Below are 26,703 nucleotides of genomic sequence, written 5' to 3' on the forward strand. Positions count from 1 at the left end.
AAAATCACTTTCTATTTGACCCTCGCAGGTATTTTTATAATTGCCTGCTACGGGCTGGCAGTTTACTTGGGGACCAAGCGACATCCCGGTGAGCACTAATAACGAGTCTCGGCTATGGGCTGAGAAAGTGGCTAAGGAGATAGAAAGGACCAATTTCATTTTGGAGTACTGGCTGACAGTCCAGGAAATGGTCCTGAAATTTCACCCAATCAAAGTTTACCTGATGTATGGCGTAACCAAAGACGAAATACGCCAGAATATTGAAGATCAGCAGTCGAAGCTATCAACCTTCATTTCAACGGACGATGGACCAGACATTAAAGAAACTTCCGGAGCAGCGCCCTGTTGCCCGGGGTAATTAGAGGAGGGTTTATAATAGATTTTGCTGGCCATGTTGAGCCAGTGGAATCTGCAGGGTGTGACGGTATCCTACCAGTTTAGCCGGCATGGAGTCGTCAAGGCTCCCACCCTGCGAACCTTTTACAAGGTTCGTTGAGTAAAAAAGGTGCTTACCGGTTGCTTTGCGGCCGGTAAGCTTAAAATGAACCAATCATAGCGGGGTAGAGCAGTTGGTAGCTCGATGGGCTCATAACCCATAGGTCGCCGGTTCGAGTCCGGCTCCCGCCACAAATCCTTTCCAACTTATCATTATGGAATCATCTATCAGCAAAAGTATCCAGTTAAGCCACCGGCAAGTCGCCTTAGCTTACATTATCATCCGGGTGAACGAGACCAGAATGCCCAACGTCAGCCGGACACACGAAACTCTTCTAAACAAAATTGAGCGTGCCAGGTACGTTTCCGGTCGTCATGTAGTTCTTCAATTCGACGATTACGAGCGGGTCATAATGCGACAGTATAATACTAATTACTGCGCTAATATGGCCGATCATCTTCTTCAAAGAGATCCGCCGGCCGCTGATCTTGAAGGCTTACTGGAAACCTATTTAGTGGCCACAACCCTCCAAACCCTATTTTCTTCAATACAGTAACTTCCTTTTTTTAATGGCCAGAATTGATTTGAACCGATTATTTGCGGGTGATGGCGGCGAAAGCTACATCGTTCGATATTACCCCGATGCAGAAGAAAGTTTCAGGAACACACACAGAAAATTTAAAACCCGGGAAGAGAAGACAGCAAGTGCCAGTATAAAAAAATTGGAGTCCGGTGAATGGGGTGTTACTGACTTTGGCCGGGATGGGAAGTGGCGCAATGCCATCGCCATCGCGATGCTGGAGGAAGGATGGGAATATGGTGAAGCGCTCAGGGATGTCTGCGCTTTTTACGATTACCAGGATGAAACGCAGAACTTCGCAGCAAAACCCCGATATGAAGAGCGGCCGGCCAAACCCGATGAAGCGGAAGGTGCTCACGGAGTTATCCCAAAAGAGTTTACGATCACTGAGATCCGGACGGTCCTAACGGACAGTGCTTGGCTTAATCTTGGCAGCTCGGACGAAACCAGGAAGGAAAAGGCCCAGCAGCTGTTCAACCTTTACCATTTTAAAAGCCTGGAATGCTATACAAATGTATTTCAGGGAAAACACCTGACCACCTACAGCACCGACGAATATCCTATTTTCTATTTCGACGAAGGCGAATTCGGGAAAATTTACCGGCCTAAGGCACCACACGACAAACGATTCCGGTATGTTGGCAAAAAGCCGTCTCATTATGTCCATGGCTTGAAACAGCACCAGGATTTTGTACGTCAGCTCAAAAGGGACGAATATGATAAGATCGCCAAGGAAAAGGCCCTGGAAGGCCAGACTAGTGAGGAATTTGCTCCCAGTAAGGATGAAGTCGAAAAAGAAGTTGAGCGTCAGAAAGCGAAGTTGCAGGAAATAATATGCTGTTCTGGTGGATCAGACGGCTTAAACTGTGCTGCCCTTGGATATCGGGTAATCTGGATGAATTCAGAATCAGAAAGCCTGAGCGGTGAAGATATGTCCGCGCTGCTGAAAATCGCCAACAAGGTATACAACCTTCCGGATATCGACCGGACCGGGAAAATGACCGGGCACGCCCTGGCCATTAAGTTCCTAAACCTACGAACTGTGTGGCTTCCGGAAAAGATACTTCGCGTCGACAAGGAAACCGGCAAAGCTACCAGCAAAGACCTGCGCGACTACCTGAAAACCCACAATAAAAAGAATTTCGACCGTTTACTGACCACAGCTTTGCCATACCGATTCTGGGACGAAGAATATCAGTATAACGATGAAGGCAAACAGAAAATGAAATTCGACCGGCCTTTGATTGTTTATAAGTTCAACCACGTCCAGGCTTATAACTTTCTGTACCGGTCTGGATTTGCCCGGATTAAGTCAGAGCGCGACAAAGACGGTTTTTTTTATGTGCATGTTGTTGGCAGCGTGGTAAAGAAGATCGATGCGCAAGACATCAAAGGATACTTACATGGCTTCCTTGATGATCGCTGGCAATTCGACGAGAGCATCACACAAGATCTGCTCAATACCATGTATACAACCAATCAGCTTAGTGTTTCGAACCTAGGAAACCTTCCGCTGATTGAACCTGACTTTAAGACAAATGGCCACGATCACCAGTATTTGTTTTTCGAGAATTGCACCTGGAAAGTCACCGCATCCGGAATCGAAGAATCAAAAGGACTCAATACACCGAAATATGTTTGGGAAGACAAGGTGATCACCTATCCTACCAGAAATAACGCGCAGGCCATTGTCAAAAAGGTAGATCCAATGTTCCGGATCGATAAGCTTGAAAGTGGCCAGTACGATATTGATATTTTAAGCCACGATTGCCAGTTCTTAAATTTTCAGGTTAACACCGCTAGGGTACATTGGCGTAAGGAACTGGAAGAACGCCAAACGCTTTGGATGACCCATTCCGCACCGAAAAAACGGGACGAATATATCCTGGAACACGGATTGACGAAGGAAGAAATCGAGCTATTTTTTGCTAACCGTAACATAGATGATCAGCGCGCCTACCTAAAAGCCAACAAATTTAACATTGCTGGCCAACTGCTCACCGAAGCGGAACGCGCCGAGCAAAAGCAGCACCTAGTTAACCGGATTTTTGCAATAGGGTATATGATGCACCGCTACAAATCACCGGCACGAGCCTGGTGTATTTGGGCGATGGATAATAAACTTTCTGAAATGCAAGGGGATGATGCGAAGTCAAATGGTGGATCTGGAAAATCCCTGACAGGAAAGGCGCTAAAATGGATGTGGCGGTATAACGTTAGTTTTTCTGGAAGGAATCCGATGCTCACAAAAAATCCGCACATCTATGACAAGGTCACCCGTCATACTGACCTTCTGATCTTTGACGACTGTTCTGAGTACCTTGATTACGGCGTCTTTTATGGCGATATCACCGGGGACATGAGCCCAAACCCGAAAAACGCACAGTCTTACAACATCTCGTTTGATGAATCCCCTAAGTTTTGGTTTGATAGCAATTTTGGTGACCGCGATTTTTCCGAATCGACCCAGCGCCGCAAACTGGTAACCGCATTTAGCGACTATTACCACGAAAAAGGAGAAGGCACATTATACCGGGAAACCCGCATGCCTGTTGACGATTTTGACGGAAAGCAGCTATTTTACGATTTTGACCAAATCCAATGGAACCTGTTTTTCAATTTCATGAGTCAGTGCCTGCATTTTTACCTGACCTGCACTGAGAAAATTAAGCCGCCGATGGCCAATCTCAACAAGCGGAACCTAATGAGCTCGATGGGAGGCCGGTTCTTCGAATGGGCGGAAGTGTATTTCGGCCATGAATCCGGAAACCTAAACAGAGCGGTTTGCAAGGAATATGCAAAGGATAGCTACATGTCCAGCGAGAAGATCCGCGACCTGTCAACCCAAAAATTCACGGATTACTGTAGAAAATACGCGGCCTATCATGGGTACGAGTTCAACCCGGTCGACCTGCAAAATAGCCAGGGAAGAATTATCCGTGATTTCGACAACTCGAAGCGGGAAGCCATTTATTTCCGGAGCGACAAGCAAAGTGACGAGTCGATCAAAGGGATAGGCCCCGTGAAGTATCCTGACCCAGTGCCGGGATTAGACTTCGAGCGTCGGGACGACAACGAAGACATTGGATTTTAACCTTTTATTCAACTTAAACCCGTGTACAATGGATGCACCACAAGAAACAGAGCTCTACCTCATTGATATGGGTATGGCCTACACTTCGAAAAACAGCTATCAGAAGGAGGTAATAGACCGCGTCCGGCTCAACGATCGCTTATTGATCTGCGAGCCGGGAAACTTTTTGACCGACTTGAATTTCAATTTGAGCGAGCTGCATAAGCGTTTCAAAAACTGCAAAGCGGTTGCGGTGGATCCCGGATCTGGCCATGGTAAAAGAGGAGATGCCAGGATCCACATCTACGGTACCGGTGGCAGCGTTCTGCTTTACGTTGATATCAAAAGGATAAAAGGCTCATTTGACCAGCTCGCTGTGAAAGGAGGTGTTTCTGATGAGTAACGCCACTGTTGACTTCGACGCTATTTTGGCGAAATGTAAGTGCTGCGCTTGCGAAAGGCTTTTACAAGACTCTCAATATCTGAACTGGGCTCCCTTGGACATACCAGCAAATTGGGAGTTTCCTACTTGGGGAAATGTGCTCAGGGGTGAACGCGGCAACGCCGTTGCGTATGTTTGTGACCGTTGCCATGAGTCCAGTCAGGCCGGAGACGCCGTCAAGATTATCATCGCCGTTCAATTTACCGGCGATGATATTGTCTATCACCGGATTTTAGAGTACGGCGGTTTTCAAGAATAGGATCCATAACAAACCCTGATAACATGGCACACGTTAAAGACACCACCGATGTACACCTGCTCCGGGAACAAACGATCTGGAAAGATTCAAAGGGAAGGATCTTGCTCATTTATCGCCGCGCATTCACCTGGGTAAACAATCGCTACGAGCCATCGGACGTCGATATTCTGATCCTGGATACGCTAAAACTTACAAGGCAGCCGTATGGACATATTGTCAAACTGATCACCCAGGGCAGCATGAAATACGCTGGCGAATTCATTGACACAAGGGAAGTTCTTAATTAAACAAATAACAATCGAATGCAAACTTTAACAATCACTGCAGCAAATGCACAGAAGGCCTATAATGGCGCTTCAAAAGAAGTAAAGGAAGTCCTCAGGAGCTTTTGCGCCCCGTATAACTTTGACCAGGATATCACCTCGGTCGAGCCAAGCTACGAAGCATACTGCCAGTTGCTCGCCCGTAAACCTCTGACCATTTCGGATTACGCGTTTTTGCCAGAAGACGAGCGTGAATACGCCTATGCAAACCACCAGCTCGATGTGATCATTCAAGCTGCCAATGGTGTAGGACATGTCTTTGACTATGCCAATGAGGCCCAAGAAAAATGGTACATCTGGTGGGTTTGGGATGAAAATGCCGCTGGTGGTTCCGGTTTCTCGTTGGACGACGTCTGCTGCCTCTGTTCGGTTTCGTTCGTCGGTGCCCGCCGCAGTTTCAAGAATGAAAAAACCGCTAGATTCATTGCAACATCATTCCTATCAATTTTCAACAAAGCTTTAAAACCTGCAAAATCATGAGTAGCACCAAAAAAAAGATCACTGAAGTGAAAGACGCTTGCGAATTCTTAGGAACGTCCCTGGAAGAAATCACACCGTACCCAAACCCGAAAAACGACCGGCAGAAAGCAGTTAACAGCTTCGAGCATGCTATTGTTGTCATTGAAGCATTGAACCAGGGAAGGGTGCCGGACTATGATACCAACGAACGTAAATGGGAACTATGGTGGAATATGCGTAGCCCTGCCGCTGGTGGTCCCGGTTTCTCGTTGTTCTACGTCCGCTGCCGCTGTTCGGTTTCGGGCGTCGGTGCCCGCCTCGTTTTCATCGAAAAGCAGGATGCGGAATACTTTGCCGAGCACTTCAAGCACCTGTTCGAAGGCTTTATGGTAGTGAAAAAGTAAGTTCTAACCTTTAAAATCAAAACAAATGAATATCGCAGCACGAGTAGAAACAATTGAGCAGGCCTATGAGGTTGAAGGTGTTAGGGCGGAAGATATCATCCCGTATGCCAATCCTAAAAATGATGACCAACTGGCCTTAAACGGCTTTGCCAAAGCCCTGGTGCTCACAAGGGCTTTAAACCAGGGCTGGGTTCCGGACTATAACAACAGGGATCAGGATAAGTGGGAAATATGGTGGAATATGCGTGATCAGGCCGCTGGTGGTCGCGGTTTCTCGCTGTGCCGCGTCGACGACGACCATTCGATTTCGGTCGTCGGTGCCCGCCTCGTTTTCAAGGACAGGGAAACGGCCAGGTACGCAGCCACTCATCCGGAATTCTCTGAAATTTATAAAGCCTTCCAAGGCCCAATAGTATAAAAGAAACAGGTCGTGCGCTGTGGCCGCTGGTGGTCCCGGTTTCTCGCTGAACAACGTCGACTACAACCATTCGAATTCGAACGTCGGTGCCCAATATGTTAGATTAATGATTTTGCCAGCGCAGACCTTGCCAACATGGCAGAAAATGACCTACTAAAATTTTATGGGGCTTTGGTACTGGAAACGGGAAGAAGACGTCATGAATTCACCTAAAAATCAAAATATCCTGAGTAATAAATAAACTTTAACAGAGTCGAACACTTATGAAGCCAATGAATGTCCAGTCTAAAGGATGGGTAGTTGTGAATCATGTTGATACCATAGTCGGCTGGGCTTTTTCCGAGACCCGCAAAGGCTCAATTGAGAATTTTGCCGGAAGTATTCGTGGCTGGCGATATTGGAGGAAGCGCGGATATCGCTGTATCAAGGCTACCAAAACCGTTACAATTACAGAACGATAGATCACTACAAACTTTAACAGAATCCAACTACCTATGGAAACAATATTGAATATTTATAACGGATCATTCGAGATTGAGCATTCCATCTACGAAGGCTTTGTCATCGTCACCACTGAACAACAAATTAAAATCGGTATCCAAGACGGTCAATACTATTGTGAGAAATGGGGCTATCTGATCACAAATGACAACACAATGGAGTTTATCGGCTCTGAGCTGATATCAATCGCGGTGGTAGACCAGGCGCTAAATAAAAAGTATATCGAAGAGATCGAATCTCTCGATGCCGGCGGTGCTATGTTCGTCAATTTAGAAACCACGGCCGGGTTACTTCAATTCGTCGCCTACAATGCCCACAACGGCTATTATGGACACGACGCAGTTCTGATCAGCAAGCAACTCAACCACTCAGAAACGCTTTAAGAGCAGAAGGCTGGACACTTGAAAGCAGTACTCTTTAAAAAACACAAAATTCCTATATGAGGGGCGGCCAATCGGGCCGCCCTTTTTTGTTTTACGAGGGCTGCGGTCAATTTCCCCCTTTCACCCCATTCTCAAAAGTCCATTAAATTTTGTAACTTCTTATCTTAACCTGTTTATACTTGTTAAAGTGTTGATTTTCAGAGATAAGAAAATTACTTAATTTCTTATCCTAAGGATAAAAAGTTACAAAAATCAAAAACAGGTTTGTATCCTTTTTCGGTTTCAAATAGTCAAATACAAAAGTTTGTATCCCAAAATACAAACTGATAGCCGCTAATTTTACATGTAACCGCTTGAAGATCAGTTGCAAATACAAAAAATAAGAAATTACAAAAAAAATATGTGGTTTGAGCCCCCCAGCCTTCGGCAGCGAGATCGGTCGCACAGCATTCGGACACAAAAAAGCCTCAGAAATTTAATTCCGAGGCCTTGTAAATGTTCAATACTAATAAGGTCAAGACTGTTTCATAATTTTCAGGCGATCGATTGTGGCTATGTTGTTACTATCCTGGTAAAAATAGAGTTTGAAAATGGCTGCTCCGGGTTCTGGCCGATAGGTCTCACAAAATACCTTCCGCTCCCTTTCCTTGAAAATAACGTCAGTCACCAGGTAGTGTCCGACAGATATTAGCAATTCTAATTGCGGGATATTAGGAGCCTGGTGCGTGATAAAACGGTGCAGGATATTCTGATCGAGTGGAACTTCCTGGAAGGAGAATAAAAAGCTGATCGACTTTGTCAAAAATTCCTGTACTGGCTGCGGATTGGAAAGCCCTATCCTTTTTATCCCAACTTCCCAGTGGCCGTCACAAGTCCTTTTTGAATACGGGCTATGGTTCTTGTACATTCTGATCGGAGTCAGCGGATACTGCACTTTCATGCCCTTTTCAAGGAGTATTATATCTCCTTTTTCTACATAAGTAGTCATGATAATTTTTAGGTTCGTTGATGTTATAAATATCAAGAAAAGTTGTAAATTCTGATTGTAATAATATCAACAAAATTTTCACGATGGATTCTATCGACATGCAACTCGCACGGGCTGACGGTCGTAGCTGTCCTACGGTCGAAACGAATACTTGATAATTTTACGTTGTAAATCGACGAAAACCTCTTTCAGTGTATGCATGTGGAACAAGTTCGGGTTGGCCGGAGAATTAAACATTCTATCCCGGTCAGTCCGCCGGTGAAAAACTATCTGGAAAAATGGTATCCTGATAGTGGAGAAGTGAATAAGGACGAGTTTTTAGGGATGTGGTGTATCAACGCCCTGGTGCGAAAGACAGTACAGACGAAAACTTTTACAAATTCTGAGGAAGATATCAAGTATTTGACATCTCGAAAAATGACGGAGAAATGGAGCTTTATGCTTCCAGTTCGATACAACAACGCTTATCCTGCTACGATCTTTCCAAAGCGCCGCGTACTTGAATTTCAAAACATGATCATGAAATGCATGTATACTGAGATTTTGCAGGAAATGGAAATGCGCCGGAGCCGCGGGGACCTTAACTTTATCCAGTCAACGATCGACAACTTCCGCAACAAGTACAACATCCGGGACAATTCGTTTGACGATGATCGTATCCGAAAAATGTATTTACGTTTTCGTGCGCAAAAGAATATCCCTGACAGTGACTTTTCAGCGTTTCTTCCTGGCATGTTCCTGGGAAAAATTTAAGAATTTATGAATGATATAGTATCTGAACTCTGTGAATTACCCACGGGGGTATATTCACTAGAGTTCCTGCCCTGGCATGAAATCAGCGCCTGGAACGGAAGCGTTCCTGTACCAATAAATAAGTGGTATGGAATTGGCGTTTATAAGAACACGCTATCCTTCGCCCAGCCAACAGAGGATACGCCGCATGGAAATTTAACGTCGGTAAGTGTGGCCTGCCTGGTTGTTAATGACAGTCAGGAAATTTCCGATCAGCTGGATGCCATGGGACAAATGAGGCTTGTGCTCCGGGTTGCTCATTACGATGGTAAACGGCGAATAGTGGGTACCAGGGAAGAATTTGTGAAATTATCGACAAGCACTTTTGATCCTGTCGAAATTGTAGGAGCTCAGGGATATAAGCTTAACTTTACAGGATCATTCACTAAACGGCCCGTCGTAATAGCTTAATGGTTTTAACCTGGACCTTTTATCCTAGACACAGCGAGCGGATCTCGCTAAAAGTAACTTATCTGCCAAAGCTTGATAAACCCGGTGTTTGGGGCTTTTTGCATGTAGATTCCAATCATGCCTGGGTAAGCTGGGACTGTTTCAAAATTTTCGACAGCGGCGATACCCGTGCAAAAAGGGAGGCTTTCGAAAGGATGTCAAGGATTGAAACAGAAAATTATAAGGTGCCTGACGGCCTGCCGTACCTGGTTGTTCCAATCATGGAACCGCTATCGTTGACCGAAGTGAGGCTAGGTGTCGCCGCTATTCAGTTTCGGCGATCAGCATCAAGCCCTAACAACTGGGAATTTGATGACGTTTATTGAATTGTAGTGTCAGCTTCAAAACCATATGTCGGTTACTGTTTATTTTTTCAATAGATGTTGTCAGCAGTGCGGGACCGGTAACCAGTTTGGGATTGCCCAAGATGAGTTGGTTAAGTACTACCACCCTCTTTTTCCTCAAACGATGGATAACATACTGGATACTATTTCCCGGCCGGCTTTGATGCATTGTTCAACTTGTAAAAAAGAGACGATTCAACATGCTGGGGATCGAAAACCGTCTTACAAAATGCTATCCGATGTAGAATCGGGATGGCTTGAAATCTATAAGACGATACCAGAATTTAAAAGGCAAATGTTACTTCGAGATCTTTGATTCCAACAAACCGATGATAGATGTCTCTTAACACGTGAGGATTGCGCCCTGTACAGCATGGATATCAGGTTCGAAGCGCGTTGCCATGCCCGTGGAGACTATTAAAAGCGACGCCCCTTGAAATCATCAAGGGGCTTTTTTGTGACCAAAAAATACCGGGCGTTTCTGTCCCACCGAAAATTTTCAGGTGCTATTAGGTTTGAGGCCTCATAGAACCTGAAAGATGTCAGTCGAAAACTCTTCCTCTCATGCTTTAATCACAATGATCAGCCGCTGCCTGTCCGGGCAGTGGCTGATCGAGCCTAACTGGCTTCTTCAACATTCGGACCTGATCCTCAGAGCGGACAAGGGCGATGATATGTCAAAGCTCTGGCCGACCATGGAGTCCAATCTGTTAGTTCAGTCGGCCGGCGCATTTGCGGCGGCTGGTAAGGACGAGACCATTGGCAAAGGTCAAGCGCTTGGCGTGATCAACCTGGTCGGTCCGGTCTACAAGTATTCCACCTACTACGCTACCAGTTCAAAAAACCTGGTCAGCATGCTTGCGCAGCTGGCCAATGATAGCAGGGTTGGCGGCGTAAAATTGATCGTAGACTCCCCTGGTGGAATGCTGCATGGTACCAGGGAGGCTTACGAAGCCGTCCTGAATTTCCCTAAACCGATTTTAGCTGTTGTCGACGGATATTGTGCCAGCGCGATGTATTACATGGTTGCTGGGTCCAATCGCATTGTGGCCACGCAGCCAAGTGATCAGATCGGATCGATCGGTACTTACCGGACTATTGCCGACTGGAATAAGTACTACGCCAGTTTCGGGCTGGACATCTTTGATATCTACGCCAAAGGATCTTCCCAGAAAAACGAGGAAGTCCGCCAGTTTTTCGAAAGCGGGGGAAAGAATTCAGAGCTGATGCAAAAGCAGCTGACTGTTTACAATGATCAGTTCATATCTGACGTAAAAGCCGGCCGCGGTGACCGGCTGACTGGCAAAGGCCAGGATCCAATGGAAGGCCGCATATTCTTCCCAAATGATGCCATCGAAAACGGCATCATCGATGAGCAGATCAGCGATAGTGAAACGCTCGGTTTGCTCTCGGACATGGTAGCAACCAACAAACAATCAACCATACAAATGTCGAATTCAAAGTTTTCAACCTTTTTGACTGCAATGGGCAATCTGGTAAAATCTGCCAACGATGAGCAGGAAACTCCGGAAGGTGCAGCACCAACAGTCGAGCAGCTTTCTAACCAAATCACTGAGTTGACCAGTGCACGTGATCAGGCGCTCGGCCAGGTTACAACGCTGACCACAGAACGTGATGCAGCTGCTGCCTCCGTAGCCACATTGACCAACAAAGTCACTGAGCTGGAAGGCAAGATCGAAGTATTAGGCGAACAACCAGGTGCGATGGGAACCAAAGTATCCAAAGCCAAAGATGAAATCCCGAAAGGCGATGGCGGTCAGCAAACTCTTCGCCAGGTAATAGATGATCTGGAAACAGAAAAAGAAGCGGCCGCAATGGGCTTCTAACCAACAGCAAATTACACTTCATCCTCAATCAATAGTTAAAAATGACAGTTACCGAATTAGTATCCGCGTTTGGCGCGTATTACCTGAATTCCGGACAAAACCAGAACAGCATTTATAGCCAGCTGTATCAGGGCTTTGTTACAGAGCAGGTCTTTACTCAGGTGATCACCGACGACACCATTTGGCGCGCATCTGAAAGTCGGCACGGCCGGATCGTTCAGCCTTTCCAAAAAGCGTTCACGCCGATCGGTACCGCTGAATTCAAGCCCGTTGAAATCCGCCAGTACAACATCAAAGCGGACCTTTCTGAGTATCCGGACGATATCAAAAGCATGTGGCTGGGTTTCCTTGCGTCGATGAATGTTAAGAGAACAGATTGGCCATATGTCAAGTACTGGATCGAAAAGATGATCATCCCGCGCATTCAGCAGGATCAGGAGCTTTTCGAAATTGGTCGCGGTATTTTTGCTGCACCTACCAACAACGTAGCAGGACCAGCTGGAACCTCAATGAATGGTATCCAGAAGATCATCAATGATCATATTACTGCTACCCGGATTGTGCCAATCGCTTTGGGAGCTATCCCGACTGACGAAGTTCAGTTGGTGGAATATTTTGAAGAATATGCCGACGGTATTCCAAGCCTTTACCAGGAGATCCCAATGAACTCGTACATCCCGCAAAGGCTTATGAGACCATACAAGCGCGGATTCCGCAAAAAGTATGGTAAGGACGCCGATTTTACCGAAAATGCGAACGGGACTGTCAGCGTCAAATACGCGAACCTCACATTGGTCGGTCTGCCATCGATGAACCTGAAAGCCGACGGATCTGCCAATGACAGGATCTTCACCACGCCAAAAGAAAATGCGATCATGCTTCGTAAAGGGCCGCAAAACTCCAAAGGCATTTTCGACATCCAGGCCGAGAACCGTCTTGTTAAGTTAATGACTGACTGGTGGATGGGTGTCGGCTTCGTCATCCCTGAATTGGTCTGGGTTAACGACGGCGCACCAGTTGTTTAAATAGGTTCAATCACTTAGGGAAGGTGCTCAGCACCTTCCCAATCCCTTTTAATACTTATGTCAAAGGAAACAGAATTAACAGTCGAGCAGCTTAAAGAAGAGCTTGCTGGTAAAGAAAAGGAGCTCTCAGAGGCTAATGACGCTCTGGCAACTTTAAAAGTCGCTTTGGAAGCAGCTGAGAAAAGCGTGAGTGTTTTTGAAGTCAGTATGGCCGAGAAAGGTACAGCGCTCGACTTTGCAAACAGTCAGCTTGCTGAATCAACGGCACTTGTCGCTCAGCTGAGCGATGCCCTTTCAAGCCTGGACGATCAGAGCGAAGTCGCCAATGATCAACTGATCATCACCCACGGAGGTAAAAAATACCGCGCGTTGGGCCGTTTCAGGTACGGCTCTACGGAGTACACTGCAGAAGATCTGAAATCGAACAAGGGACTCATCAAGATCCTTATCGACAAAAATAGCAGTGTTCTAACGCCTGTTGTTTAAGAAATCAATTTATTAACCAGGCTTAACAGCTTTTAATCAATAGAAACCCATGTGTGAAGTAGTAGACGTCGTACTCGACGACCAGTGCGATAGCAACCAGGGCGGCACCAAACTGGTATTGTTTTATGCGCCCCTGGCTGACTTCCTTTTGTTAAAGAAACCGGCAGCCGATGCCGTGGGAACGGCCAAGCATACCATTTCAGAGACCCATACCTTCAAGCCACAAAAGGCCTGGAAGCGGATTGAAATTGTGAAGAATACCGGAGCATATTCCATTGCCGAAGGTGGCGAAAACTCTGGAACCAAAAACAATTCACTTGTTTTCCGTGAGCCTTCAAACAGTCCATCGGCAACGATCCTGTTTAATCAGGCTAACGGGATAAGGCCATTTGTTTTCCTGACCGAGGATGCCAACATGCCTGACGGGACGTATGATCAGCTTGGTACGGCGAAACAGTACGCTACGATCAAGGGGACCAAAGTGCCGGGCGCTAACGAAGGTGAAGGTGGCATGTATGAGTTTACCGTTTCCAACACGGCAACAATGCGTTTGCTTTACACCGGAGCTGTAACCACAACCCCTGCAACCTAAAATGAGCAAGATCCCTGAAAATTCACTTGTAAGTGAACCTGCTGCTAAAAAGCAGTCATTCCAAATTGTAGGCCTGGAAATGAAAGACGAAATGATCGTTCATTTCCGAGGCGAAAAATATGACCTTACCAAATTGACGGATACCGAAGCCGGGATACTCATAGAGGGCGGTTATCCACACGTGGTAAGGTCCTGACCTTTCATTTTTTTGTGGTGTTTAAATGGTAATTTAAATCATCCGGACGCGCACGCATCCGGATGATTTTGTTTTTAAAGCTATGACCAAAGAGTATTGTATTCAGGCCCTCGAATGGGAAAAGACCCAGGATTACACCCAGGGGCTCAGGCTCTATAGACAGCGCTACGGTGAAAATGTCACCTACGGCATGCTTTGCAGGGGAATAAACCAGTTTTTCAGGGATAAATTGCTTGCTGCAATCATGGAAGGCGTTACCGAGCCCGGTCTAAATCCAGAACCAGAAGAGCAGCCCGATCCCGGGATTAAGCTGATAAAATCCGATGTCGAAGACCTGGACTGCGAAGTGAGCGATCTTCGTGAAAAGGTCGGCGAGATGGAGGAAAGGCTCGACGAGCTCACCGGCGCGAAGCTAAAACCAGAGCCAATCCGTGAAAACGTGCCTGATGAGCCGCAGGAAATCACTAAAATGAGGCAAACTACCCACGCCCTAATGAATGAGCGTGTGGCGCTAAAACAGAGGCTCCGTGACCTACCAGATCCGCAGGAACGAGAGCAGCGAAAAGAGGTTGCCTTCCGGGTCATGGATATCACCGACGAGCTGGATACCCTGTTTGCCAAAATTGATTATTACATCGAATTCAAACGGGTACCAGAGCAGGAAGCGATCGATCCAACCGATATCAAACTTCCGCGCGAGCTGCTAAACGTACGGACCTATATCAGCAGGACCTTGAAAAAAGTGATTAGTGAACAGGATCCCAGACGTAAAAAAGAATTCGAAAAAGTATTGGATCAGTGGCGTAGCCGGCTCAAAGAATTAGAGACTGAAATTTAATCGTCGCTATCAGCAGACCTGGGAGGGAAAATCATTTCAACGGTATATTTCTCTTTGCCTACGCGTGCATTTATGGCTTTTAAAATTAACACCTTGGTTTTTTGAGTTGGGATGATATGCAATGCCCTATGAAAGAGCAAAAAAATGCCATATTCGCTAAGTCCAGTTGCAGCAATAAGATCTTGCATCGAGATACCTTCTTCGTCGCATATATGGAGTATGGCACCTCTTTGTTGGTAACTTAAAGGGTGAACAAGGGGGCGCAGATAGCTAGGATCGCGGATCACTTCATCGCTAATAAGAGCAAGCCTAATAGGCTCTAACAGAGGGTAGTCCGTATATTGCAGCTTAGGAACCTCAAGGATTTTCCCTACGGTTACTCTATGTATTGGCTTATCATTTTCAAGGTCTTCAATCCTTTTGTCGACGCGATTCCCAATAACACCTCCCGCCGCCGAGACGCCGAAAAACTTTGCCAAATCCTTGATCAGTTTCCCCGCGACTCGCCCAATATCTTTGAAATCCGGAGTATAATTGCCTTCGCCCAAAAGGATTTCTATGTCTGTCTTGTTCGGTCCGCTAACAATTATTTCCGAACCTTCTAGGACTATTTTATCGCCAGTTTCAACGAGAATGCGCATATAATTAGCGCTAAGAACTGTCTCACTTATGATACGGAAACGAGTACCCGATAGTCTGGCTTTAATTTGATCGATCTCCATTGCTATATCAAATTTCATGTTAATTATTCTGATAAAAAGATACATGTTTTTTTTATCAGGGCAATGCCATGGAAAGTGAGCCAACACGCTGTAAAAGGAATTGAGTCAGAATTTCTGTCCGATCTTACTGCACTGAAACTGTGTAGTCTTGCGGTATGAATGAACCCGAACGCTACGTCCCTGAGCCTGTTTTATCCCAGGAAATGCTCTCTGAGGTCCAGCGGCTTGCCTACCTGCTGATGTCTATTTCCGAAATCGCGATCTGGGTCGAAGTCGAGCAGCATTACGCATTGTCCTGGATGGAAGACCGGTTTCATCCCTTCTTTCTGGCTGTTCAACGCGGCCGCATGCAGCTGGAAATCGAGATGCGCGAAAAGCTGATCCCCCTGGCCCAACTGGGCGAACCCAGCGCGTTGATCTTCGTGGAAAAAATGATTGAAAAGCAAAAAATCCTAGACTCGTGAACATCCTTCCCGTTCCTGACAATTCTCCGGCATCCAAGTCGGATCCATTTGCTGATGACTTTGATGCCATTTACAAATGGTACCTGGATCCAGACAAACATAAGATTTCAGCGGTCCAGGAGCAGCAGCTGGCCCGGTGGAAATTCGCTCGCGAATGGTACACCAACTTTGAGCCGGTCAATGATATCGAAGTTGTCCGCGCGCTGGTCAGACATTACAGCATATCCGAACGCCAGGCGTATAACGACGTCCGGGCTTGTCAACGCTTCTTTTGCACTGTCGACCAGGTCAATGAAGAATTTGAAAAGGTGCTGCTGATCGAACGAACCAAACGGCTCCGGAACAAGGCGATTAAAGCCGGCACCACAAAAGGGCTGGAAATAGCTGCTAAATGTGATTCCACACTTACCAAAATACACGGTTTCGACCGCGAAAAAGCCTTACTACCTACCCCGGTGAATGTCCAGGTGATTATTAACAGTGACCCAGCCACAGTTGGAGCTGCTCCTACTCCAAACTATGAAAGCCTGAAAAAGAGCTGGTACAAGCTAAAAGACGAAAGAGCGCAGGCCCAAATTCAGGATATCTATTACGCCGACATACTCGACAACCCGCGCAATGAGCAGCAGCATCAACGATCTTAGCCAAAAGGCACTGTATTGGAACAAGCCACAGTTAATGGCAAACCTTATCGATGCCAGGATCATGCGGCTAGTTTGGGGCCGAGCGACCGGTAAAAGTGCCGGCGCACTAGCCCACCGCTTCCATCGATGTTTAGAGCTGATGCCCCGTTCAGGAGGTATCAACGTAGCTGAAAGCTATATGCAGCTGCTGGACAGGACCATGCCCCCGATCATCAACCGGTGGGAGGAAATGGGATTGAAGCGCGATGTAGATTTTTGGGTCAGGCGTTTTCCACCTAAAAACATTGGGCTGAAAATGCCCTACTTAATGCCGGAAACAGCTGATCACAGCATTTTTGTCCGGGTTGACCGATATAATGTAAGTGTTATGCGACTGGTTAGCCAGGACCGCCCTGCATCATCGAATGGTATGTCCGTCGACTGGTATGGTGGTGACGAAGCAAAACTGCTCGACAAACCAAAACTCGATGGTGAAGTAAAGCCGACGCTTCGTGGAAACAAGCGGTATTTTGGCGATTGCCATTTGCACCACTCTGAGATTTTCACTACCGACATGCCGACCACGGCCGGAGGTCGATGGATCCATGATTTCGAAAACATGGTCGATCCTGCTGCTAACGAGTACATTCTCGGCCTCGAAAAGATCCTGTATGAAATCCGCATAGCCGCCAGCAAAAGAGGTAAATACACCAACCGTGAAATCCATGAGATCAGCCAGATCAACAAAGAGCTATCCATGGTCCGGAAGGATCTGATCTTTTATTCAGAGGCCAGCACATTAGAGAACATTGATGTACTGGGCATTGATTTTATCAAGGATCTTAAACGCGATCTACCCGATTTCCTATTCCGTACATCTGTATTAAACATCAGGCCAAAGCAGGTCCAAAACTCCTTCTATCCCGACCTGGCAGATAAGCACTTTTACTCATCCATCGACTACAGTTTCGTCGATGGCCAGCCAGAGAAAGCATATGGTAAAGGCAATATCAATGATTGCCGGAAAGACTTTGACCTCAATAAGTCAGTGGCACTTGAAGCAGCCCTCGATGTTGGCGGTAAGATCAACAACGTAGTTTTTGGCCAGGAAGCTGCAATGATGATATCCATCTTGAATGCCATGGATGTACTGAATCCAAAGAAGATATCAGACCTGGCCATTGAGGTTGACAATTACTACCGTTACTACTATAAAAAGGAAATCATAGTCTATTATGACCACACCCACAAAGGCAAGAACCCGGTCAGTGACAAGAATCCCATTGAAGAATTTAAAGAGACGCTGGAACAACTGGGCTGGACTGTCACCCTCTATTGGGTGGGTGTGACACCTTCTTTTTACAATAGGTACCAGCTCTGGTCACTACTGCTCGGTGGCCGGCCGCTATCGAGTGCAGAGTTCTACCAGGCCAGGTTCAATAAGACCAATACCGGTAAGCTTCGCGTTGCCATGGATCTAACCGAGTTTGATACCAAGGGCAAGCACGGCTTTGAGAAAGACAAATGGATGGAGAAGGACAAGAAGGCTGACCAGCAGCAGGCACCCCACTACACCGATGCCGGAGACCTGTTGGTCTATGGTATGATCAAGCGCCGGCGCAATGGTGTCAAGCCAAGCTCATCACTGATCGAGTTCGGCGACTAGCCCGGTCGGCTCTGAGCCAGGCCGGGCCGGATCGGGGGGCCGCGTCATATATCGCGGCTGTCGGCCTTTAGCAATTGCACCACGCCGCAGGGTGTGGCGGGGTCAGGATTCCGACTGAGTGCCCTTTTTTGAAATGCTGACCCGCGATGGTGTTGATTTTGAGGCTTTTGACCGAAAAAAAAGTGCAAAACCCTATACAAAACCGGTGTGTTTTTGTGCAATTCCGCAGTTTGGTGTCCTATCTGCCCCCCTTTTATGGGGGTATTTTCGTGCAATGAAGCCTCCTATACTCGTAATTGACGCTCTTAAAATTATGGACGAGTCCCGCAATCCGGAACGTCCTGTTTGCTTCCGGATCGTCTTCTGTACCGCCGATAAAAAGCGCGGCACTGGCGGCAAGTGCATTGTCTTTGATCAGGGTGTTTTAATAGCCAAAAGAAGGACGTCGGCGGTGGCCAGTACCGATGGAAAGAAAAGAAGCAGGGAAAAACGCTACCCTATCCACGTCAAAAACCAGACAAGCGGCGAGATCAGGCATGTGCATGTCCAACTGATCCAGGAAATCAACGGCCATATTGTGTTATGAATATCATCTTTCCAGATAGCAACACTGCGCTGTCAGCTGCCGGCAAGGCTGTCATCACTATGGAGCAGCCAGGTGCTCAACCCTCACAGCCGATCGTAAAGGATAACCTGACGATCAATACTACCGGGATGGTTTCCTGGGGTGATGCAAATGATTTCCCTCAGGAAGTACTAAAAAAGGGAAGAAACAGCACAATAATACCCACGGCCTTAAAGTGGCAAGCCAACCTGATATCGACACCGGTGATCCCCTTCCAGGTCGACTATGACGACGAAGGAAAACAGAAACTTTCATACGTGCGGGACAACGAGATTCACGAGTTCCTCAATAATCGGCACTTCAAGCGCTATCAGCGCGAATCAGCCAATGACATATTCTGGTTCCTGAATATTTTCCCCGAGCTAATCCTTTCCAAAAACAGGAAGAAGATCACCCACATCCATCCTAATGATGCATCTTATTGCCGTTTGGGATCCCAGAATGCCAATGGCGTAAGTGAGTTTACTTACATCAATGCGAACTGGCCGTACGGATCTGTCGACTCAGACGAAACGATCAAAGTCCGGACGCTGGACCCTTACCAATACGACCTGGTCGACTGGATGCGTGACCAGCACACGGGCGATTTCAAGTTCATTTACCCGAGCTCTTACCCTACACCAGGCACAACCTTCTACCAGCTGGCGCATTGGGACGGTATCCGTACATCCGGTTGGCTGGATGTGCTGGCGAAAGTGCCAATCCTGAAAAAAGCGCTCTTTGAAAACCAGATGATCATCAAGTACCACATTGAAATTCCCAGGGAGTATTGGGAGAATCAGTTTGGCGATGAATGGATTAAAGGTGATGATCGAGCCCGTTCGCTGATCAAGCAAAACAAAGTGGCCGAAATCGAAAGGCGACTCATGGGTGCCGAAAAAGCGGGCGTTGCCCTGGCTACCGAATTCGGCGTTTCAGCTGTCGACGGTAAGACTATTGAAGGCTGGAAAATCAATGTTTTACCAGACAGATTAAAAGACGGGGCATATCTGGCCGACAACATGGAGGCTACGGCTCACTTGCTTTACGCACTGGGCATCGATCCAGCACTCTTTGGTTTTGCCTCCAAAGAAATGGGATCCCGTAGTGGTGGATCTGATAAACGGGAGTCGCTGCTGATTTACCTTTCTCAATTACAGCCTTACCGTGACGTCCAATACGAGCCGCTCAATTTTATAGCCGACTACAACGGCTGGGCCAAAAAATATCCCGGGCTCGTTTTCGGGACCACCCAAACCTTACTAACCACCCTGGACACCGGCGCTGGATCTAAACAGCAGGCGGCGGCTTAACTATCAGTAACATGAAAACTTTAAGCAGACTACTGGATTTAAATGTCGCCATGTTATTGGCAATGTCGCTTTGCCTTCTGCAATGCCCTTTGTATTTCGAAGATCGTACCGTTTCGGTGAAGTCTCCGGTAAATATGCTGGAACCACGACCAATGCCGGCCGAAAGTGTCGACGTGCAGATCTGGACCAGTAGAAAAGCGAACTGGCTAACCAGGTTCCATTTTCAAAACATCGAAGTCTATTTCGAGGTCTGGGCAAAAGACCAGCCGACGGCAATCAAGAAGTTCAGGCGTGAATTCGGCAAGAGAAGCTTTGAAACAAAATAATCTTTCACGATCGGAGCAGCTACCTGGTGCCCGAAACAAATAAAATTTGGCAATGCTAATTTCCACCATTGACGAGATCCGCCAATACGCCCCAGTCAGCCGGGACCTAAATTTTAAATCCATTGAACCAGCGGTCCGAAAAGCAGAACGAAGGTTCATTATCCCCCTGCTGGGTGTGGACTTTCACACTGAGTTAAAACTCGATTACGAAGGCGGGACTTTGGATGCTGCTCAAACCCAGTTGCTGGGCTACATCCGGAGCGCTAGTGTGCCGCTCGCTTTGTGGTATTACGTGCAAATTGGAGGCGTACAGATCGATGACTCCGGGATTTATAAGACGCGCACAGATCAGCGCTGGAACCTTGGGGATCGCGAGCAAAAAACCCTCGAAACCAGTTACCTGTTCGAAGGCCTGGAAGCGCTGGATGATTTAATGAATTATCTGGCTGATAAAATCGTCGAGTTTCCTGATTACGCCGACAGCAAAGAATTTAAAGCTGAAAGGCTCTCTTTGGTACCGTCGGCTTCCATGGTACAAGGATTATTTAACATGCTTTACCCACGGGTCACTTTCCGCGCAATGCGGGAAGGGATCCGCTATCATGAGCAGGAAAGGATCGCCCCGATCATGCAGGGTTACTATGCCAACCTGGTAGCTAAGAAAGAAAGCGAGCTCGATGAAGATGACAAGGTTCTGCTACCGGTCGCGCGCCGGGCGTTGATATACCTGGCCACAGCCCGCGCCCTGCTCACCCGAAGCGTTAAATTTACCAACGAAGGCCTGCAGGTCATGATCGGCGAGAATGGCTCAGTGACACCGTCTGAAAATTCGCGTATCGAAGCAGCTGTCAAAGAATACGAAAAAAGCGGGGAAGCGACATTGCAAAGCCTGGTCAAACTGCTCAATCAATTGCAGCCCGATGGCTATACCGCGCCGGTGGTCGACCCAGCGCCGGTGGCGTGCCAGGAAAGTTCAGGATTCATACTTTTTTAAGCATATCGATGATACCTATACAGCTAAACTTCCCGGATGGAAGGACAAAAAACTTTCTTTTACCCACGGGCTTTGACCAGTTAAGCCAGGAGCAGTACCTGGCCACGATCGCGATCATAAAGCAGGCAGAAAGAGAACCATCCAAACAATGGATGCTTTTGATCGTCCTGGCAAAAATGAGCATCCCCGATATTGAGCTGCTCAATGCAGTTCAGCGGATAGAACTGCTCAGCACACTGGAATTCATTTACGACTTTGAGAAACTGCCTTCCAAATGCATGATCAAGAAGGTGCATGTGACTACTAAAAGACACGGTCTAGTTTCACTTTTCGGCCCCGGGGATGTATTTAAACATTTGAGCTTCGCCGAATTCATCATGGCGGAAGGGAAATTGGAAAAATTTGAAAAAACCCAGAGTGTGGACGCACTCGACCAGCTTTGTGGCATACTGTACCGGCCGGCAGCAAAAGATCGTAAGAATCAGGCCGATAAACGCCAGCCCTACCAGGAAGGCATGGTCGAATATTTCGCCGAGTTTTTTCAGCAGGTGGATCCGGATGTTAAGTGGGCAATCCTGATGAACTACTACGGCGCTAAAAACATGCTGCCTAAAATGTACAAGCTGGTTTTTCCAGAGCCCAAAAAAGAAGAAGGGGAGAAACCAATCAAGCCAAAGACCAGAAAGTCGGTATCGCTTTCCTGGCTAAAAACCTTGTCGACGATGGCCGAACGGGATGTTACCAAATTTAAATCGATCGAGGCGATGCCGGCACATACGGTGCTCTTTAATTTAAACGAGACAATCCTTCAAAATCCTGTCAAATGAACAGCCATCCCGATTTTAGAAGCTATTTTGAAAACGTAGCCTCCAAACTGAAACTTCTTGGCAGAGAACCGGGCATGGTCAACCTGTTTTTTGTGGAAGGACCTGAAATGGCCCACATGATGCTGGTATCAGTCAGAAACAAGCTTACGCTTCCATGTCTGATGGTAGAATTTTACGACGAAGACAATGAAAATTCAGACGCCCGGTTCCAGGTGCTTAGGTCTGCTTTCATCGTTTTGGACCAGGCAAAAAAAAGCAGTGAAGGTGTTGGCGATGTCGAATCGGCAATCTACCAACGTTGCAAAATCGGGGCAGATCAGATCTTTGCCAGGATGAAAAACCAATCGGATAAGCTGCAAATTAAAATCGACAATAAACCCACAATGATTTCCGGATCCAGTCCAGGAAACTGGGTCGGACCATTAGCCAATGATCTGTATGGCTGGCGTATCGAATTCACGTGGCGTGTTGCCGCTGGAACCTGCTTTGATCCCCAGGCCTGGGACGATTAGGACCTATTAAAGCACTTTAATTAAAGTGCTTTAATGTCCGTCTTGCGGCATAATTTGTCCTACTGACCAGGGCAGGCCGCGGGTAATTTTGATTCATGGCAATAGTTGTTACTCCTCCCGAAAAAATCGGTTTTTCAAAGAATGATCTTCCATGGGTGTTTGAAGACGACCGTGAAGGGATCGTGCCCGGGATCCAATCCGAAACCATTCTTTCGATCGACAACCCAGTGCTGGCCGGCTCGCAAATCATCTTCCGGTGGGGCGAAAATGATCTCAGGTTTACAGCTGCTGAGCTGCCAGGTCTGTACGGTTCTGAGTTTCCAACCTACCCGGTATGGGATATTGCCACACACGAAACTTATGTGAAAAGCCTGGTGCCTTATTTTGCCGGCAATTATTTCCTACAAAAAGACTTTACCGTCCAGGCGCACCCGGTTACCATTAGTGGTCCGCTTGGGTCTGTAACGCTTTGGACGATCAAGCTTACCGCGCGCCTGGCCGGCACTGCATTCAATTTAAATAAGACTGTTTTCTCCGGTGGTGGGCTTACACCCAGCGTGACCGGCACAAACGATAGCACTGTTGTCAATAACAGTGTCTACGTGGAAGTGTGGATGCAAACGGCTGATGCTTCCATGTATCAACTCAAATATAACGCTACCCAGCCTTTTGATGAAAGCTCGACGGCGGTATTCGATGTTTCGGCGGTGCTGCATAGCAATCTGGCTTCCGAGATCCCTGACATGGTTTTGCCTGTTGCAGAGCGTTGCAACCAGAGCCGGAGGAAATATTACCTGCGCTACGCACTTGCCGGAGGGCAAAACCTGAGTATTGGCACCCTGCAACAGACCGATGATCATGTGGTGCTGCTGGGTGGTTTCGCACAATGGAAAACGGGTCCGCAAAGCTTGATAGACACTTTTAAGAAATCTAACAGTGTTTATAAACTGCTCAGTTTGCGCCCGGCGCTCAGGGTAGTCCGCCAGGACGAACCGGTATTTGTGAGCTGGGTAAATTTCGGCGCTTCCGGAAAGAACATATACGCCCGGGCGACTGTCTTGTTTGCCGACGGAACCGAGCTGACCACCAACACAGCGGTGATCACGGGTGTGCTCGAGTACGAGAAACTCATTTTCGGGGTAGGCTTCAAGCAATTGAACCTGGGTTATTTCAACGGTACCGGCCGCACGGTCAAAGAATTTACGATTACCATCCAGGATGATCTGGGAGCAGTCAGCGAACCTTATCGTCTGGTTGTCAATTACGCTCACCTGGAATACGTCCGCTATTTTGCTTATGTCAACCTCTACGGCTCGATAGATACGCTGATGACCTATGGCAAAGGATCCTCTAACTGGAAGGTCTTTAAAGAGCAGGCGCAAAAGGTGCTGCCGTATAATTTTCAATCTACCCAGGCGCAATTCGTCGACTGGAACGCAACCTACCAGGATAACCAGGAAGTGGCCACCGGCTGGATGCGCAAAAAGGAGCTGGCCCTATGGCTGGACCTTTTCATTAGCCCCCTCAAATACCGGATCATCAAAGGCAGCGCCTACGCGGTCCAGGTTAACAGTGATACCATTCAACGCGGATCAGACGGCGACAACCAGTACGGTTTGATTTTCGAATACCAGTTTGCCAGGATCTTCGACTCGCTCGATGAGCAGCTGCTGGAAGGGGAAGACACACAGGATTACATCCCCGCAAATGTAGTGCTGGCCGGCAGCCTGGAAACATCAACCGGTGGTGGTGGAACTTCTGGCCCTCCGGTTCTGCGCGTCGACCCTTACCCTATTTCTAACAGTGATAACCCGGTCAGCAGTGACGGTGTTTTTCGTGCGCTCGCAGGCCTTCAAAAGAAGTTGCCTGCGGGACTAGCCACCGACTTCTACAATGGCCAGGGACTTCCCCGAAATCTCAAAACGGCAGTCAATGCTGCTGAGACAGACCCTACCGTACCCTCATACGCCAAAAGCCTTGACGGTCTTTCGGTCATTTTCAATGGCCTGCAAGCCATGAGCCCTGGTCTCAATGTCAATTTGTTCGGTGGCCAGCTATCAGAATGGTACATCAAACGAATGACCCATCCCGCATTTGACGAGCTACCCCCGATCGTGGTCTCCAAGGGGCTTGACTTCACCAGGTACCTGGACCTGAAAAATTACAAAGAATCTTATCACCCTAATGAGGAATTGACTGTGGACGTAACCTACAACTCGCTAAAAGCGGCAGGTGTTGAAGTAACTGTTGATGGCTTGATTATAAAGCTGTCCGGAAAACTTGACGACTCGCTGCCCCTGGAGGAAAATGTGCTATTGGCTGTGAGGGACCTTTTTGGTAATCAAAAAGTGCTTTCGCTCAGGGTCCAGACTAACGACGACGAACCGGAGCCGGAAGATCCCTACAACAATCTTACCGATTGTCAGGTCGGGCCTTTCCATTATATGAAAACAGCCATCGAGATTTTCAATAACGGTAAAATACGGGTCCCCTACGATTCTGTCGGGGTTAATCCATTACAATGGAAAATTGTCAACAATGACACGGACATAGTACCGCTTCACGCTGGCACATCACCTTCCGATAACGGACCTTTTTTTATTGCAGAGTTCTTGAAGCTCCCTGGTCAGACCTACCGGATAGGTATTCGTGGCGCCATTTGCAAAAGTCAATGGGTTTTCCGCGACCTGGTTCTGCCGATTGACACCACCATCAACTGGGCGGCAGGATACCCAAAGTATAACGACCAGGGATCATTCAGCGAATTCCTGGCGAAAATCGATCAGTCCATGCAGGCGCTGACCGAGCTGCTAAACGTTACTACCAATACTAAACTTTATTCAGTTACCCACGATTACGTGGCCAATGTGACAGAGATCCAGGTGTGGAAATCACCAAAATATCCTGACGGGGTTTACCGGCTGTCGGTGGGCTCGCTTTCAAAAGATATAACGGTAGGGACCCCGCCGGGGCCACCGGCGGTCATATTCAAATTGGTTAACGGTTATGACGGCTCTACTATCAAAGACCTGTTGACTGGCGCTTTCGATGGTGATCTGCCTTCTGGTGGCTTCAATGGCTATTTTAAAGCTACCAATATAGGGTTCACCTATACATACGCAAGCCTTAAACTTTATTATGAAGTTGCAGGCGTGTATACCGATGTGTCATCTGCCGGCGTGTCTTTCTCGACAGGCGGCATAGCTTCATCTTCGGTCCAGGTCATGAGACTATTTAATGTGGCAGGGACTGATTCCCGTGTTATTGCCTGGAACAACGAGCCGATCAACCGCGGTGGCAAATTCAAGATAGTTGCCAAATTCACTGACGGTGAAGGTGGTCCCGTTAAAGGGACTTTCGAGCAGCTATTTGAGCTCAATCAACTCAAAGTTTACGGCGGCTGGTACAATCGTAGTTTACCGGGGTCCCGGGTGGTTCCCGTTCTGGGAGATTTGAGATATAATGGGGTTAGGATTATTAATAATAATGTTTGGTCAGAACCATGGTTATCTAGTGGTCTGGGCGATCGACGAATTGAATTTAGTTTTGATAAGGTGACTTGGTATGGCACGAGTAGCTGGTTTGACGCCGAAAATGGAAATACTGCCCTTAGCAATATTATGCTATTGAATTCGGCCCCGGGCGTGCCAGTCGATTTATTTCCACTTGGCACAAACAAAACCATTTATCTGCGGGACGGCATGAAGCATTCTGTTATCAGTGAGCCGTATCAGATAAACCAGGCTGGACAAGTTGCCCTACTGGGTACTTACGATGTAACAACGGGCGGTCGACGCATGACGCAGCAGAAATCGC

At 47.4% G+C, this 26,703-nt stretch carries 31 protein-coding genes and 1 tRNA gene; 30 read left to right on the forward strand and 2 right to left on the reverse strand.

Features of this window, described 5'->3' with window-relative positions; all coding sequences use genetic code 11:
• Positions 1 to 88 precede the first annotated feature (88 nt).
• The 11 genes from ABIO93_RS02150 to ABIO93_RS02200 all read left to right on the forward strand — a co-directional run bounded on the left by ABIO93_RS02150 (position 89) and on the right by ABIO93_RS02200 (position 7,278).
• Complete coding sequence (locus ABIO93_RS02150) at positions 89 to 358, forward strand: hypothetical protein (protein ID WP_348063932.1); 270 nt, start codon at positions 89 to 91, stop codon at positions 356 to 358.
• 196 nt (positions 359 to 554) lie between these two features.
• Positions 555 to 627: transfer RNA gene (locus tag ABIO93_RS02155), tRNA-Met, on the forward strand.
• Between the two features lie 23 nt (positions 628 to 650).
• Positions 651 to 992, forward strand: a complete 342-nt coding sequence (locus ABIO93_RS02160; protein ID WP_348063934.1) for a hypothetical protein — start codon at positions 651 to 653, stop codon at positions 990 to 992.
• Between the two features lie 13 nt (positions 993 to 1,005).
• Positions 1,006 to 4,110: a hypothetical protein gene (locus ABIO93_RS02165; protein ID WP_348063936.1), complete on the forward strand. Its 3,105-nt coding sequence runs from the start codon at positions 1,006 to 1,008 to the stop codon at positions 4,108 to 4,110.
• Positions 4,111 to 4,138: 28 nt separating this feature from the next.
• A complete protein-coding gene (locus ABIO93_RS02170; protein WP_348063938.1) occupies positions 4,139 to 4,492 on the forward strand; it encodes a hypothetical protein in 354 nt (117 codons plus the stop codon).
• Positions 4,485 to 4,790 (forward strand): hypothetical protein, encoded by a 306-nt coding sequence (locus tag ABIO93_RS02175; RefSeq protein WP_348063940.1) that lies wholly within the window; start codon positions 4,485 to 4,487, stop codon positions 4,788 to 4,790. Before ABIO93_RS02170 ends, ABIO93_RS02175 begins: the two co-directional genes overlap by 8 nt.
• Before the next feature lie 23 nt (positions 4,791 to 4,813).
• Positions 4,814 to 5,077 carry a hypothetical protein gene (locus tag ABIO93_RS02180; RefSeq protein ID WP_348063942.1) on the forward strand — a complete coding sequence of 88 codons (264 nt, stop codon included), beginning with the start codon at positions 4,814 to 4,816 and terminating at the stop codon, positions 5,075 to 5,077.
• 15 nt (positions 5,078 to 5,092) lie between these two features.
• Positions 5,093 to 5,593: a hypothetical protein gene (locus ABIO93_RS02185; protein ID WP_348063944.1), complete on the forward strand. Its 501-nt coding sequence runs from the start codon at positions 5,093 to 5,095 to the stop codon at positions 5,591 to 5,593.
• Entirely contained in the window at positions 5,590 to 5,976 is a 387-nt protein-coding gene (locus ABIO93_RS02190; RefSeq protein ID WP_348063946.1) for a hypothetical protein, read from the forward strand. Before ABIO93_RS02185 ends, ABIO93_RS02190 begins: the two co-directional genes overlap by 4 nt.
• A gap of 25 nt (positions 5,977 to 6,001) precedes the next feature.
• Positions 6,002 to 6,394, forward strand: a complete 393-nt coding sequence (locus tag ABIO93_RS02195) for a hypothetical protein (protein ID WP_348063948.1) — start codon at positions 6,002 to 6,004, stop codon at positions 6,392 to 6,394.
• Positions 6,395 to 6,888: 494 nt separating this feature from the next.
• Positions 6,889 to 7,278: a hypothetical protein gene (locus ABIO93_RS02200; RefSeq protein WP_348063950.1), complete on the forward strand. Its 390-nt coding sequence runs from the start codon at positions 6,889 to 6,891 to the stop codon at positions 7,276 to 7,278.
• A gap of 514 nt (positions 7,279 to 7,792) precedes the next feature.
• Here the strand turns inward: ABIO93_RS02200 and ABIO93_RS02205 are convergent.
• A complete protein-coding gene (locus tag ABIO93_RS02205; protein WP_348063952.1) occupies positions 7,793 to 8,266 on the reverse strand; it encodes a hypothetical protein in 474 nt (157 codons plus the stop codon).
• A gap of 195 nt (positions 8,267 to 8,461) precedes the next feature.
• Between ABIO93_RS02205 and ABIO93_RS02210 the strand changes: the two genes are divergently transcribed.
• The 9 genes from ABIO93_RS02210 to ABIO93_RS02250 all read left to right on the forward strand — a co-directional run bounded on the left by ABIO93_RS02210 (position 8,462) and on the right by ABIO93_RS02250 (position 14,836).
• The gene (locus ABIO93_RS02210) at positions 8,462 to 9,019 is read left to right on the forward strand and encodes a hypothetical protein (protein WP_348063954.1); all 558 of its coding nucleotides are present in this window, start codon (positions 8,462 to 8,464) and stop codon (positions 9,017 to 9,019) included.
• A 6-nt stretch (positions 9,020 to 9,025) separates the two neighbouring features.
• Positions 9,026 to 9,469 (forward strand): hypothetical protein, encoded by a 444-nt coding sequence (locus ABIO93_RS02215; RefSeq protein ID WP_348063956.1) that lies wholly within the window; start codon positions 9,026 to 9,028, stop codon positions 9,467 to 9,469.
• Positions 9,469 to 9,834 carry a hypothetical protein gene (locus ABIO93_RS02220; RefSeq protein WP_348063958.1) on the forward strand — a complete coding sequence of 122 codons (366 nt, stop codon included), beginning with the start codon at positions 9,469 to 9,471 and terminating at the stop codon, positions 9,832 to 9,834. Before ABIO93_RS02215 ends, ABIO93_RS02220 begins: the two co-directional genes overlap by 1 nt.
• 557 nt (positions 9,835 to 10,391) lie before the next feature.
• Positions 10,392 to 11,699: a S49 family peptidase gene (locus ABIO93_RS02225; protein ID WP_348063960.1), complete on the forward strand. Its 1,308-nt coding sequence runs from the start codon at positions 10,392 to 10,394 to the stop codon at positions 11,697 to 11,699.
• 41 nt (positions 11,700 to 11,740) lie between these two features.
• Complete coding sequence (locus ABIO93_RS02230) at positions 11,741 to 12,724, forward strand: hypothetical protein (RefSeq protein WP_348063962.1); 984 nt, start codon at positions 11,741 to 11,743, stop codon at positions 12,722 to 12,724.
• Between the two features lie 57 nt (positions 12,725 to 12,781).
• A complete protein-coding gene (locus ABIO93_RS02235; RefSeq protein WP_348063964.1) occupies positions 12,782 to 13,210 on the forward strand; it encodes a hypothetical protein in 429 nt (142 codons plus the stop codon).
• A 49-nt stretch (positions 13,211 to 13,259) separates the two neighbouring features.
• A complete protein-coding gene (locus ABIO93_RS02240; protein ID WP_348063966.1) occupies positions 13,260 to 13,802 on the forward strand; it encodes a hypothetical protein in 543 nt (180 codons plus the stop codon).
• Between the two features lies 1 nt (position 13,803).
• A complete protein-coding gene (locus tag ABIO93_RS02245; protein WP_348063968.1) occupies positions 13,804 to 13,998 on the forward strand; it encodes a hypothetical protein in 195 nt (64 codons plus the stop codon).
• Between the two features lie 82 nt (positions 13,999 to 14,080).
• A complete protein-coding gene (locus ABIO93_RS02250) occupies positions 14,081 to 14,836 on the forward strand; it encodes a hypothetical protein (protein ID WP_348063970.1) in 756 nt (251 codons plus the stop codon).
• Here ABIO93_RS02250 and ABIO93_RS02255 read toward each other — a convergent pair.
• On the reverse strand, positions 14,833 to 15,576 hold the full coding sequence (locus tag ABIO93_RS02255) for a hypothetical protein (protein WP_348063972.1): 744 nt from the start codon (positions 15,574 to 15,576) through the stop codon (positions 14,833 to 14,835). The genes ABIO93_RS02250 and ABIO93_RS02255 overlap by 4 nt on opposite strands.
• Positions 15,577 to 15,713: 137 nt before the next feature.
• Between ABIO93_RS02255 and ABIO93_RS02260 the strand changes: the two genes are divergently transcribed.
• From ABIO93_RS02260 to ABIO93_RS02305, 10 genes are all read left to right on the forward strand, one after another.
• On the forward strand, positions 15,714 to 16,022 hold the full coding sequence (locus ABIO93_RS02260; RefSeq protein ID WP_348063974.1) for a hypothetical protein: 309 nt from the start codon (positions 15,714 to 15,716) through the stop codon (positions 16,020 to 16,022).
• Positions 16,019 to 16,666: a hypothetical protein gene (locus tag ABIO93_RS02265; RefSeq protein WP_348063976.1), complete on the forward strand. Its 648-nt coding sequence runs from the start codon at positions 16,019 to 16,021 to the stop codon at positions 16,664 to 16,666. Before ABIO93_RS02260 ends, ABIO93_RS02265 begins: the two co-directional genes overlap by 4 nt.
• On the forward strand, positions 16,641 to 18,311 hold the full coding sequence (locus ABIO93_RS02270; protein ID WP_348063978.1) for a hypothetical protein: 1,671 nt from the start codon (positions 16,641 to 16,643) through the stop codon (positions 18,309 to 18,311). Before ABIO93_RS02265 ends, ABIO93_RS02270 begins: the two co-directional genes overlap by 26 nt.
• Positions 18,312 to 18,624: 313 nt before the next feature.
• Entirely contained in the window at positions 18,625 to 18,897 is a 273-nt protein-coding gene (locus tag ABIO93_RS02275; RefSeq protein WP_348063980.1) for a hypothetical protein, read from the forward strand.
• A complete protein-coding gene (locus ABIO93_RS02280; RefSeq protein WP_348063982.1) occupies positions 18,894 to 20,228 on the forward strand; it encodes a hypothetical protein in 1,335 nt (444 codons plus the stop codon). The genes ABIO93_RS02275 and ABIO93_RS02280 overlap by 4 nt, the downstream gene beginning before the upstream one ends.
• Before the next feature lie 11 nt (positions 20,229 to 20,239).
• A complete protein-coding gene (locus ABIO93_RS02285) occupies positions 20,240 to 20,554 on the forward strand; it encodes a hypothetical protein (protein ID WP_348063984.1) in 315 nt (104 codons plus the stop codon).
• A 52-nt stretch (positions 20,555 to 20,606) separates the two neighbouring features.
• A complete protein-coding gene (locus ABIO93_RS02290) occupies positions 20,607 to 21,548 on the forward strand; it encodes a DUF6712 family protein (RefSeq protein ID WP_348063986.1) in 942 nt (313 codons plus the stop codon).
• An 8-nt stretch (positions 21,549 to 21,556) separates the two neighbouring features.
• A complete protein-coding gene (locus ABIO93_RS02295; RefSeq protein WP_348063988.1) occupies positions 21,557 to 22,375 on the forward strand; it encodes a hypothetical protein in 819 nt (272 codons plus the stop codon).
• A complete protein-coding gene (locus ABIO93_RS02300) occupies positions 22,372 to 22,887 on the forward strand; it encodes a hypothetical protein (protein ID WP_348063990.1) in 516 nt (171 codons plus the stop codon). Before ABIO93_RS02295 ends, ABIO93_RS02300 begins: the two co-directional genes overlap by 4 nt.
• A gap of 95 nt (positions 22,888 to 22,982) precedes the next feature.
• The coding region (locus tag ABIO93_RS02305; RefSeq protein ID WP_348063992.1) for a hypothetical protein at positions 22,983 to 26,703 on the forward strand (3,721 nt) is incomplete at its 3' end.

It is taken from the genome of Dyadobacter sp., assembly GCF_039919315.1.
Taxonomy (GTDB): Bacteria; Bacteroidota; Bacteroidia; order Cytophagales; family Spirosomataceae; genus Dyadobacter.